Source organism: Novosphingobium arvoryzae, from assembly GCF_014652615.1.
Classification (GTDB): Bacteria; Pseudomonadota; Alphaproteobacteria; order Sphingomonadales; family Sphingomonadaceae; genus Novosphingobium; species Novosphingobium arvoryzae.
The window spans coordinates 36997-48662 of sequence record NZ_BMZD01000012.1 but is presented as its reverse complement, the minus strand read 5'-3'; the positions used below and the strand labels follow the sequence as shown (position 1 = coordinate 48662).

Annotated in this window: 10 protein-coding genes and 1 tRNA gene; 5 read left to right on the top strand and 6 right to left on the bottom strand. The window is 65.2% G+C overall.

Annotated elements, in window-relative coordinates; genetic code table 11:
- Positions 1 to 187, bottom strand: a 187-nt coding sequence (locus tag IE113_RS16335) for a hypothetical protein (RefSeq protein WP_229822621.1), incomplete at its 3' end; no start/stop codon positions are given.
- A gap of 187 nt (positions 188 to 374) precedes the next feature.
- Here IE113_RS16335 and IE113_RS15455 point away from each other — a divergent pair.
- From IE113_RS15455 to IE113_RS15445, 3 genes are all read left to right on the top strand, one after another.
- Positions 375 to 1211, top strand: a complete 837-nt coding sequence (locus tag IE113_RS15455) for a hypothetical protein (RefSeq protein WP_189543100.1) — start codon at positions 375 to 377, stop codon at positions 1209 to 1211.
- A gap of 87 nt (positions 1212 to 1298) precedes the next feature.
- Positions 1299 to 1733, top strand: a complete 435-nt coding sequence (locus IE113_RS15450; protein WP_189543098.1) for a DUF6641 family protein — start codon at positions 1299 to 1301, stop codon at positions 1731 to 1733.
- A gap of 162 nt (positions 1734 to 1895) precedes the next feature.
- Positions 1896 to 2633 (top strand): sulfite exporter TauE/SafE family protein, encoded by a 738-nt coding sequence (locus tag IE113_RS15445; RefSeq protein WP_189543096.1) that lies wholly within the window; start codon positions 1896 to 1898, stop codon positions 2631 to 2633.
- Between the two features lie 58 nt (positions 2634 to 2691).
- On the opposite strand, the gene IE113_RS15440 is transcribed toward IE113_RS15445, so the two are convergent.
- Together IE113_RS15440 and IE113_RS15435 are read right to left on the bottom strand one after the other, a co-directional pair.
- Positions 2692 to 2766, bottom strand: a tRNA-Asn gene (locus IE113_RS15440).
- A gap of 78 nt (positions 2767 to 2844) precedes the next feature.
- The gene (locus tag IE113_RS15435; protein ID WP_189543094.1) at positions 2845 to 3624 is read right to left on the bottom strand and encodes an NAD kinase; all 780 of its coding nucleotides are present in this window, start codon (positions 3622 to 3624) and stop codon (positions 2845 to 2847) included.
- A 101-nt stretch (positions 3625 to 3725) separates the two neighbouring features.
- Between IE113_RS15435 and IE113_RS15430 the strand changes: the two genes are divergently transcribed.
- The gene (locus IE113_RS15430) at positions 3726 to 5018 is read left to right on the top strand and encodes a GGDEF domain-containing phosphodiesterase (protein ID WP_189543092.1); all 1293 of its coding nucleotides are present in this window, start codon (positions 3726 to 3728) and stop codon (positions 5016 to 5018) included.
- A gap of 30 nt (positions 5019 to 5048) precedes the next feature.
- On the opposite strand, the gene mfd is transcribed toward IE113_RS15430, so the two are convergent.
- The 3 genes from mfd to IE113_RS15415 form a co-directional block, all read right to left on the bottom strand.
- Complete coding sequence (mfd, locus tag IE113_RS15425) at positions 5049 to 8537, bottom strand: transcription-repair coupling factor (RefSeq protein WP_189543090.1); 3489 nt, start codon at positions 8535 to 8537, stop codon at positions 5049 to 5051.
- Positions 8538 to 8628: 91 nt separating this feature from the next.
- Positions 8629 to 8925: an FAD assembly factor SdhE gene (locus IE113_RS15420; protein WP_189543088.1), complete on the bottom strand. Its 297-nt coding sequence runs from the start codon at positions 8923 to 8925 to the stop codon at positions 8629 to 8631.
- Positions 8926 to 9012: 87 nt separating this feature from the next.
- Positions 9013 to 9417: a baeRF12 domain-containing protein gene (locus IE113_RS15415; RefSeq protein WP_189543086.1), complete on the bottom strand. Its 405-nt coding sequence runs from the start codon at positions 9415 to 9417 to the stop codon at positions 9013 to 9015.
- A 141-nt stretch (positions 9418 to 9558) separates the two neighbouring features.
- On the opposite strand from IE113_RS15415, the gene recG reads away from it, so the two are divergent.
- Entirely contained in the window at positions 9559 to 11631 is a 2073-nt protein-coding gene (gene recG, locus IE113_RS15410) for an ATP-dependent DNA helicase RecG (protein WP_189543077.1), read from the top strand.
- Positions 11632 to 11666: the final 35 nt, after the last annotated feature.

The window sequence follows — 11666 nt, the reverse complement described above, 5'->3', positions numbered from 1 at the left end:
GTTTGACTGCTCGATATCCACTCGCAAAGCCTCCTGTCGCCTCGCGAACTCCATCACCGCCCAGAAACTGACAAGGCCGGGTTCCGTCGGCGCTTACAAACAGCGTGCCTGCGTCAATGCGCTTCACCAGCCCATCAATGTCCAAATATGTAATTGCTACTGCGTTATCACGTACAACGTATTGCATTATAAAACCTCATAAAAATGTGCTTGCAGGCTCACTGCAAGGCATGTGTGTTTGATGCAGGCACATGGCTGTGACTGCGGTTGCGTGCTGGTGCTGACTGCAACAGCGAACGCATTGTCACATGGAAATTGATGCCTTAAGATGTGCCCGAAAAACTTACTTAAATGGCGTCATTTGAGGGCAGGGTATGGTTGAGGCAGCTGAATGGGATGAGGGGATACGCAAGGCTTACGAGCACAAGCGTTTTCCAGAAGCGCCGCCAAGATATCGCGGCCTAGCCTATCCGTGGCGCGAACGGGTGGAGGTTGATAGCGAGCACGCTTGGCGCAATTCGGTGTACTACTTCTGGTGGGAGTACATGCGGCGCAACGAACGCTATCGGCTCATACACGACGTGATGAACAGCGCATGGGATAGCGAACTGCGCAAGGAGCACAGCGACAGCATCACAGCCCAAGAAATTGAGCTATATGGCCTGTTCGGCAATGTGTTCGATCCAGACTTTCATGCGTGGTGGCGCACGCATTATCAGCTGTTTTCGGACGAAGTTTCTGCATTCGTGAAGGTCATTGAAGGGCGTGCGGCAGACGGCAAGGAATTGTGCAGTTTCCCTTTTGCTGACGTACATAAGCTTACGATTGCCGACGTGGTACGTAAGGCTCAGGGCTATTTTGGCGATCAAAACTGTGTCGTTGTCGAGCACAGGCGTTCGAGAGCAAAATTTCGCACAGTTCAACGCTATGTGCTGCCCAATCTGAAAACCTATCTGGACGTTTGGGACTTGCGTAAATCAGAGCCGGAAATGGAGGATCACGAGATTGCTGATGCGTTGAAGCTGTCGGTCAATGAGACCGTGGATGGTGAAACAGCGGAAGAACTGCGCAAAATGGATTTGCCTCACGCAGACATTGCCAAGGCTGTGCGTCGCCGCAAACGCCTAGTCGTACAGCGCAACCTACGAATTGCACAGCAGTACATCGACAACGTGATGCTGGGTCAGTTTCCATGGCGGACTAAGAGATAGTCAGAGAAAAACACACATATTTGGATTTTTTGGTAGGAATATGAGTTGCTTGAAAGCAGCGTTGCGACAACGAAAAGGAGCAACGCGATGTCGTTTATCAACACTCTCAAGCTTACCGAGTACAAGCCGCAGCAGGTCAATGGGGGCGTGCACGCACGTCGGCGTAAGCTGCTTGAAAAGATCGAGCAGCAAATTCAGCTGGCTACCAACCCGGACTACACGCCGAGCAAGACTGCATGGGTGCAGGGGGAAGATGGCATCGAGCGCAAGGTCGAGGTGGCGAAGCGAGTGAAGCGTTGGTGGGTGGAGAATTTGGACGGCACGGTGACGCTAACTGTGCGCTACGGCAGCAGGCCCATTGAACTTGCCAAGGGCAAGAACGCTATTGCGCTTGCTGGACGGGATGACGTGGGTAAGGTACTTGCAGGGATTAAGCAGGCTGTGTTTGACGGCGAGCTTGATGCGGTGTTGCAAGCGCAGGCTAATTTTGGTAAGAAAAAGGTCGATAAATCAGCAAGTTAGGCAAAAGTTGTGCTGTGCATTTTTTGTTAGGCAGTGCCGCGCAAACTGGCAGAATTACTGAGGTTTTTTAAGGGGTTGCACATGCTTTTGCTATACAAGCACTGTCACGGGGCGATGAGCTGAGCATGACGCCTTTCCCGCAACCGGGAAGGGGGGATTGAGATGATCTGGCTGCCGCTGGGCTTTTTCCTGACCGCGCTGCTCTATGCCTCGGTCGGGTTTGGCGGCGGTTCGACTTATAGCGCGCTGCTGGCGCTGGTCGGGTTCGATTACCGGCTGCTGCCGATTGTCAGCCTGTGCTGCAACGTGGTCGTCGTTACCGGCAGCACGCTGCGTTTCGCCCGCGCGGGGGAAATGCCGTGGCGCGGAGCCTTGATCCTGTCATTGCTCGCCGCGCCGCTGGCATTCCTCGGCGGGTTGACCCCGATCCGCGAAGAGGCGTTCCTGGCCCTGCTGGGGATGAGCCTGATCGCGGCGGGTCTTGCGCTGTTCCTGCCGCGCGCGCCGCAGGCCGCAGCCACGCCCACCCGCGCCGCGCGCCACATGGGCTGGGCCGCCGCGCCGCTGGGCTATCTGGCCGGACTGGTGGGGATCGGCGGGGGTGTCTTCCTGGCCCCGCTGCTGCACCTGACCCGCTGGAACGGCGCGCGCCGAATCGCGGCCACGGCCAGCCTGTTCATCCTGATCAATTCGCTGGCGGGATTGGTCGGCCAGCTGACCAAGAACGGCGCGGGCCGCTTTGCCGAGGCGCTGACCGGGGCGCTGCCGCTACTGGTGGCGGTGGTGATCGGCGGGCAACTGGGCAGTCTGCTGGCGCTGCGCATCCTGCCCGAACGGGTGATCCGCTGGCTGACGGCGGCGCTGACGATCTGGGCGGGCAGCAGGTTGTTGCTGGGCTGAACGCGGCGTGGCAGCCCAAAAGCAAAAGCCCAGCCGGTGGGCTGGGCTTTGGAAAAACTGGCTCCCTGAGTAGGATTCGAACCTACGGCCGCTCGATTAACAGTCGAGAGCTCTACCGCTGAGCTATCAGGGAGCAGCCCCGTTTCCGGGGCAGGGGTGCGCCTATAACAGCGCCGCCGCGTTTGGCAAGCGGGTCTGCGCGCAAAATTTTTCAGAACTGGAATTGCTCGGCAAAGATCCGGTCTTCCAGCGTCTTGCCGGGATCGAACAGCAGCGTCAGCTGGCGTTCGCGGGCGACCTTGACCTTCACGGCCAGGATATCGCGCAGTTCCTTCTGGTCGGCGACCGTGGCAACCGGGCGCTTCAGCGGCTCGATCACGCGGAAGTCGATCTCGTAGTGATCGGGAATGATTGCCCCGCGCCAGCGCCGGGGGCGGAACGGGCTGATCGGGGTCAAGGCCAGCATGTTCGATCCCAGCGGCAGGATCGGGCCGTTGGCCGAGAGGTTGTAGGCGGTAGAACCGGCGGGCGTGGACACCAGGATGCCGTCGCAGAACAGCTCCGGCAGGCGGACTTTCCCGTTGACCGATACTTCCAGCTTCGCCGTCTGGCGCGTCTCGCGCAGCAGCGACACTTCGTTGATGGCGCAGAAGCTTTCCTGCGCGCCGCTGCCGGTGGTGGCGATCATTTCCAGCGGGTTGACGGCCAGCGGCCGCGCGCGCGCGATCCGTTCCAGCAGCGGGCGGCTGGACTTGGGCTTGTTCATCATGAAGCCCACGGTGCCATAGTTCAGGCCATATGCCGGGATGACGTGGCCGCTGTCCAGCATCTGGTGCAGCGCGTGCAGCATGTGCCCGTCACCACCCAGCACCACGGCCACTTCGGCCTGTTCCAGCGGCACGAAATCGGCCAGTTCGCGCAAGTGGCGGGCAGCTTCCTGCGCGCGATCGGTATCGGATGGCATCAGGGCCAGGCGCGGCGGCGTGTTCATGGCCGGGTGCATATGGGGGCAGGGGGGCTTTGGCAATCGCCCTTGAGCGCACGGGCGCACGCGAACCGTTTGGTAGGAACCCGCGTGCTATCTGACTGGCAATGCCCGCCGCCCAACCTGATGAACCCGATTTTGCCCGCGACGCGGTGACCGGCCTGCCCGGGCGCGAAGCGGCGCGCGCACGGCTGGAGGCCTGGCTGGCGGACGGTGCGCAGGTTCACGCCCTGCTGATCGCCCTGCGTCGATTCGATGCGGTGAACCTGGCTTATGGCGCGTCGGCCGGCGATGCCGCGCTGGCCGAAGTGGCGGCACGGCTCAAACATTTTGCCGCTGATGAGCTGGATGGACGCTGGCTGGCAGCGCGCAGCGCGGGCGGGCAGTTCCTGCTGCTCAGCGCCGATCCGTGCAGTCGCGAGCGCTGGCAGGTCTTCGCGGCGCAATTGCTGGAAATGCTGGCCCGGCCGATTTCGACGGCGGCGGGCACGCTGCGCCTCTCGCCGCGCGCCGCCTTGCTGCGCGGGCTGGGCGGGGAAAGCGCGGATTCGATGCTCGACCGGCTGGGGCAGGCGCTGGCCACGGTCACTGCCCAGGCGGGGCGCCGCCTGCTGTGGGCCGATGGCGAACCGACCCGTGCCGGACGCAGCGCCGCGCAGCTGGAAGCCGACCTGCTCCACGCGCTCGACCGCGGCGAGATCGAGGTGGTCTATCAGCCGCAGTTCGCCTGCGCCGACAATCGTCTGACCGGGGCAGAGGCGCTGGCACGGTGGAACCATCCCCTGCTCGGCCGGATCGGCGCGGGCGCGTTGTTCGCCATTGCCGAGCGCGCGGATCACGTGCCGCAACTGTCTCAGGCCATAGCCCGGCAGGCGCTGGCCGGCGCGCGCGGCTGGCCGATGGACATGCGGCTGTCGCTCAACATCACGCCCAATGATCTGGCGGTGAGTGATTTTGCCGATCAATTTTCTGCGCTGCTGGCTGAAACCGGGTTTCCCGCCTGGCGGCTGACGCTGGAAGTGACCGAACAGGTGTTGCTGGCCGACGTCAGCCATGCGGCGCAGGCGCTGGGCCTGCTAGCAGCGCAGGGGATGCGGATCGCGCTGGACGATTTCGGGGCAGGCTTCTGCAACTTCCGCTATCTCAAGCTGTTGCCGCTGCACTACCTGAAACTGGACCGCAGCATGATCGACGGCGTGGTGGGCGATGCGCGCGACCTGGCGGTGCTGCGCGCGATTGTCGCGATGGCTGGGGCGCTTGACCTGAAAGTGATTGCCGAAGGGGTGGAAAGCGAAGCCCAGCGCGCGCTGGCGGCGGCGGAGGGCTGCGCTTTCTATCAGGGCTTCCTGCGCGCCCAGCCGATGAGCGCGGCGGAGTTTGGCGAACTGGCGCGGGGGTAATTACCCGGCCAGCAATTTTGCCAGCCCAGCCTACCGTTTCGCCTTCCGCGCAATCGCGCTCAGCCCCTTGGTCAGCTGGAATAGGCCGTTGAGCCGCGCGTCGGGATTGCCCCATGCGCGGTTGACCACCAGTTTGTTGTCGGGACGCAGCTTGATCGCGCCTTGCAGCCGTTCGGCGTAGGCGATCAGCCCCATCGGGTCCGGGAACTCGTCGCGGTGGAAGCTGACGAGCGTGCCCTTCGCGCCGACGTCGATCTTGGAGATGTTGGCGGCGATGGCCTGGCGCTTGATCCCGATCAGCTTGATCAGGTTTGCGGTCGGCGCGGGCAGCGGGCCGAAGCGGTCGATCATTTCGGCGGAGAGCGCCTCCACCTCCTGCGTATCCTCGGCATCGTTGAGGCGGCGGTAGAGCGCCATGCGCACGGCCAAATCCGGCACGTAGTCTTCCGGGATCATGATCGGCGCATCGACCGTAATCTGCGGCGAGAGCGCGCTGCGTTCGCGTTCCAGCCCCATTTCGCCGGCCTTGGCAGCGAGAATGGCGTCCTCCAGCATCGATTGGTAGAGTTCGAAGCCGACCTCGCGGATGTGGCCGGATTGCTCGTCACCCAAAAGGTTGCCCGCGCCGCGAATGTCGAGATCGTGGCTGGCCAGCTGGAAACCGGCCCCCAGCGAATCGAGATCGCCCAGCACCTTGAGCCGCTTTTCCGCGACTTCCGACAGCTGGCTGTCCGCCGGAGTGGTGAGGTAGGCATAGGCCCGCAGCTTTGACCGGCCGACCCGCCCGCGCAGCTGGTAGAGCTGGGCGAGGCCGAACCGGTCGGCGCGGTGGATGATGATCGTGTTGGCGGACGGAATATCCAGCCCGCTCTCGACGATCGTGGTGGACAGCAGCACTTCGTACTTCTTTTCGTAGAACGCGCTCATCCGTTCCTCGACCTCGCCCGGTGCCATCTGGCCGTGGGCGGTGACGAAGCGGATTTCGGGCACGGTATCGCGCAGCCACTTTTCCACTTCCTCCATGTCGGCGATGCGCGGCACGACGATGAAGCTTTGCCCGCCGCGATGGTGTTCGCGCAGCAGCGCCTCGCGCATCACCATGTCGTCCCATTCCATCACGTAAGTGCGCACGGCCAGGCGGTCGACTGGCGGGGTCTGGATGGTGGAGAGTTCGCGCAGGCCCGACATCGCCATCTGCAAGGTGCGCGGGATCGGCGTGGCGGTCAGGGTGAGCATGTGGACGTTGGTGCGCAGCTGCTTCAGCGCTTCCTTGTGGTTGACGCCAAAGCGCTGCTCCTCGTCCACCACGACCAGCCCCAGCCGCTTGAACTGGACCGACTTGGATAGCAGCGCATGGGTGCCGATCACCACGTCGAGCGTGCCGTCGGCCAGCCGGGCGCGGGTTTCGCGCGCTTCCTTTTCACCCACCAGCCGCGAGAGGCGGCCGACTTCGAGCGGGAACCCCGCAAAGCGTTCGCGGAAGTTGGTGTAGTGCTGGCGCGCCAGCAGCGTGGTCGGCGCGATCACCGCCACCTGATGCCCGCCCATCGCCGCCACGAACGCGGCGCGCAGGGCCACTTCGGTCTTGCCGAAGCCGACGTCGCCGCAGACCAGCCGGTCCATTGGGCGGCCCGCGCCCATGTCTTCCAGCACGTCGCCGATGGCGGCTTCCTGATCTTCGGTTTCCTGCCAGGGGAAGCGGTCGATGAACTGGTCGAAGCTGGCGTCGGGCTGGATCACGCTGGCCTGCTGCAACGCGCGCTTGGCCGCGGTTTTCAGCAATTCGTGCGCGATTTCGCGGATGCGCTCCTTCAGCCGCGCGCGGCGCTTTTGCCAGGCTTCGCCGCCCAGCTTGTCGAGCGCGACGAATTCCGCGTCGCTGCCATAGCGCGAGAGGACGTCGATGTTCTCCACCGGCACGTAGAGCTTGTCGCCGCCGGCGTATTCCAGCATCACGCAATCGTGCGGACTGTCGCCCACGGGGATGGATTGCAGCCCGCCATAGCGGCCGATCCCGTGGTCCATGTGCACCACCAGGTCGCCGGGCGTCAGCGCGGCAAGTTCGGCCAGGAACGCGTCGGCGCCCTTGCGGCGCTTCTTGCGGCGAACCAGCCGGTCCCCCAGGATGTCCTGCTCGGTAATCAGCTCCAGCTCGTCGCTGGCAAAGCCCGTCTCCAGCGGCAGGACGAGCGCGACCGGCGCGCCTTTGGCGGCAAGGCCCAGCGCCTCCTGCCAGCCATCGGCCAAGACCGGCGCGGGGCGCGCTGCCTCGCCCAGGATCGCGGTGATGCGGGCGCGGCTGCCCTCGCTATAGGCCGCGATCAGCGCTTTCTTGCCGCGTTTGGGCAGGCCGGTCAGGTAATTGGCAGCGGCTTCATAGACGTTGTCGCCGCGCGCGCGCTCGGGCGCGAAATCGCGGCTGCCGGAAAAGCCGAAGTCCACGATGCTGGCGCTTTCCGGCTGGGCAAAGATGTCGGTCTTGTGGACTGGCTGGTCCCGCATGGCCGCGTCGAGCTCGGCGCGGGTGAGGTAAAGCGCGGCGGGGTCGAGCGGGCGATAGCTGCCAGCGGCCTTGCCCGATGTGTCGCTGCGTGCAGTGTAGTAATCAGCGATATCGCCCAGCCGCTCGTCCCCGGCGGCAATCGCGGCGCTGTCGATCAGCACGGTGTCGGTCGCGGCGAGATGATCGAACAGCGTGACCAGCCGGTCCTCCAGCAGCGGCAGCCAATGCTCCATCCCCGCCAGTCGCCGCCCGTCGCTGACTGCCTGATAAAGCGGATCGCCGGTGGCGTTGGCCCCGAACAATTCGCGGTAGCGGGTGCGGAAGCGCTTGACGCTGTCCTCGTCGAGCAGCGCCTCGCTGGCGGGCAGCAGCAGGTGCGCGGGCACTTCGCCGATGGAGCGCTGGGTGTTGGGATCGAACAGCCGCAGCGTCTCCAGCTCATCCCCGAAGAAGTCGAGCCGCAGGCCATGTTCAAGGCCGGAAGGGTAGATGTCGAACAACGATCCGCGCACCGCGTATTCGCCAGCGTCGGCGACGGTATCGGTGCGGCTGTAACCCTGCCGCTGGAGCAGGCCGATCAGGCTTTCCCGCCCGATCTCCATCCCCGGCTCCAGCAGGCGGACCGATTCGCGGATACGGAACGGGGTGAGCACCCGTTGCAGCGCGGCGTTGATCGTGGTGACCAGTAGCTGCGGTTTGGTGCTGACGCGCTGCAGGCGGTGCAACGCCGACAGCCGCCGTGCGCTGACCGACAGGGCCGGGCTGGCGCGGTCATAGGGCAGGCAGTCCCACGCCGGGAATTCGATCACGTCGAGTTCGGGGGCGAAAAACGCCGCCGCATCGCTGATCGCGCGCATGGCCGCATCGTCGGCCGCGATGAACACCGCGCGTCCGCCGCCGCTGCGCGCATGGGCTGCGCGGGCCAGGTCCGCCAGCACCAGCGGCTGGCTGCCGCGCGCGACGGAGGCCAGCGTCAGCGGGGTCTTGGCGGCAAGGATCTTGGTAAAGTCAGGCATGGTCCACGCAACAGCAATTGCCCCGCGGGCCGAAAACGGAGCCAGCGGGGGGGAAGGTCGGCAGCACCCTTAGCGGGCGGAGCCGTGCCTGTCAGTGCGGGATTTCGACGTAGTCCAGCTTGCGGAACGCATCCATCAGCGGCCCGGCGTATTCGTCCGGCACGGACAGCGTGCCCAGCGCCCAGGCGAGGATGTCCACGTCTTCCTCGTCCAGCAGCTTTTCATACCAGGCGATCTCCGCCTCGCCCCAGTTGGCGTGGTGGACATCGAAAAAGCAGCCGATCATGTAATCCGCCTCGCGCGTGCCGCGATGCCAGGCGCGGAACTTCAGGCGGCGGAGGCGGTCTTCCAGCGAAGGGGCTTCGGGCGAGGGTTCGGGCGTGGTCATGCCACGCCGGTTAGGGCAGAGCGGCGGCGACCGCAAGCTGGCCGGATGGCACCCGCATGATACAGGAATACCATCCGGCGCAGGCGATCAGCCTTTTTCGCGCAGCGCGGCGACGATGTCGCCCGCCTGCTTGCCGATCAGGCTCTTGCCCAGTTCCTTCAGTACGGCCCGCTCGGTCTGCTTGTGGTAATGCTTGCGCACCTCACCCAGCGTGCGCGGCGGGGCGATCACCACCAGCTTGTCGAGCTTGTGGCCCAGCACCTGGCTGTTCAGCCACTCGACCGCGGCGATGGCGTGGGCGTCTTCTTCCACCTGATGGCCGGCATGGTTGCCCGCGCTGGAATGGTGGCCGACGCCGGAATGGTTGTGGCTGTCCAGCTTGGGCGCGTCCATCGCGGTCAGCTGCGGTTCTGCTTCGTCCCCGGCGTTGCGATAGAGTTCGAAGTGTTTCCCGTCGATCAGCGCGACAACGGTTCCATGGGGCAGCAGCATTCAAGTTCTCCTGATTCTCGTATTCGCCCGCTTGCGGGGCTGAGGGCATAAAGCGCGCGGCGGGCGGCGCATTCCATGCGCTGGGTCAAAGATCGGGACATTTCTCGCCAAGCGGGGCAGAGTTTGGCATAGGCGCTGGCGATGCGTCCTGACCGGCTCAATCCCCTGTTCGCAGCTGCCGACAGCCTGAAGGGCGTGGGGCCGGGCCTTGCGCGCCCGCTGGAGCGGCTGGGGCTGACGCGGGTAAAGGACTTTGCCTATCACCTGCCCGATCGCTTCGTGCAGCGCCGCGCGGTCAGCGATCTGGACGAGGCCAGCGTCGGCGAGAACATCGTCGTCGCGCTGACCCCGCTGGAATATCGCAGCAGTGCCGGGCGCGGCCCCTTCCGGGTGCTGGCGGCGGACAGTGCGGGAAATGTCTGCGCGCTGACCTATTTCGGGCGCAACGGCGGCTGGGCGAAAAAGCAGCTGCCGCTGGGCGAAACCCGCTGGATCGCCGGGCGGCTGGACCAGTTCGGCCAGACGCTGCAGATCGTTCATCCCGATCACGTCGCCGAAGGCAGCGACCTGGCGCTGGGGCAACTGGTGGAGCCGGTCTATCCCCTGTCCGAAGGGCTGACGCAGGGGCGGCTGACGGCGCTGGTCCAGCTGGCGCTGGCGCAAGTGCAGCCGCTGCCCGAATGGATCGAGCCGGGCCTGCTCGACAAGTTCCAGTGGCCCGCCTGGCACGAGGCGCTTGCGCAGGCGCACCGGGGCGAACACGCCGCCGCGCGTGACCGGCTGGCCTATGACGAATTGCTGGCGAACAGCCTGGCGCTGCTGCTGGTCAAGGAATCGAACCGCACCCGCGTCGGCACGCCGCTGGTGGGCGACGGGCGGCTGCGCGGCAAGCTGCAACTGCCTTTCGGCCTGACCGGCGCGCAGGCGCGTTCGATTCGGGAGATCGAGGGCGATCTGGCCCAGACCGCGCCGATGTTGCGCCTGCTGCAGGGCGACGTCGGTTCCGGCAAGACAGTGGTCGCGCTCGAAGCGATGCTGATCGCGGTGGAGGCGGGGGCGCAGGCCGCGCTGCTTGCGCCGACCGAAATTCTCGCCCGCCAGCATCACGCCACGCTGACCCGGATGGCGGCGGGCACGGGCGTGACGATCGCGCTGCTGACCGGCCGCGACAAGGGGCGCGCACGCGAATCGATCCTGATGGGGCTGCTCGATGGCAGCATCGACATCGTCGTCGGCACCCACGCGATCTTTCAGGACACGGTCAGTTACAAGCACCTTGCGCTGGTGGTGATCGATGAGCAGCACCGGTTCGGCGTCGGCCAGCGCCTGATGCTGACCCAAAAGGGCAAGCGGACCCCGCACTGCCTGGCAATGACCGCCACGCCGATCCCGCGCACGCTCACCCTGGCGCAGTATGGCGAGATGGACGTTTCCCGGCTGGACGAGATGCCCCCCGGCCGTCAGCCGATCGATACCCGCGTGGTCGCGGTGGAGCGGCTGGACGATGTGGTGGCGGCGATCGGTCGGCATATTGCCACCGGGCAGCAGGCCTATTGGGTCTGCCCGATGGTCCGTGAAAGCGAGACGGACGACATCGCTGCCGCCGAAGCGCGCCACGCCGAATTGCAGGCGCGGTTCGGCGATACGGTCGTGCTGGTCCACGGCCAGTTGCGGCCAGAGGTCAAGGACGCGGCAATGGAACGCTTCGCCAGCGGCCAAGCCAGCCTGCTGGTGGCGACGACCGTGATCGAGGTCGGCGTGGATGTGCCCAACGCCACGCTGATGGTGATCGAACAGGCCGAACGCTTTGGCCTCGCCCAGTTGCACCAGCTGCGCGGACGGGTCGGGCGGGGTAGTGGCAAGAGCACCTGCTTGCTGCTGCGCGGCGCGGCGCTGTCCGAAACCGGGCGCGAGCGGCTGGCCCTGATGCGCGAGACGCAGGATGGGTTCCGGTTGGCCGAGGAAGACTTGCGGCTGCGCGGCGGGGGGGAACTCTTGGGCACGCGGCAATCGGGCGACACGCCATTCCGCATCGCCAGCCTGGAACAGATCCAGCGCCTGCTGCCCGTTGCCCACGACGACGCGCGCCTGCTGGTGGACCGGGCCTATCAACTAGAAGGGGGCGGCCTGACCGGCGAACGCGGCGAGGCGGCACGGCTGCTGCTCTACCTGTTTGAACGTGACTGGGGCGTGCAACTGCTGCGCGGCGGGTAGGGGCGTCGCCGCGACCCAATAGGGCTTTCGTCCCG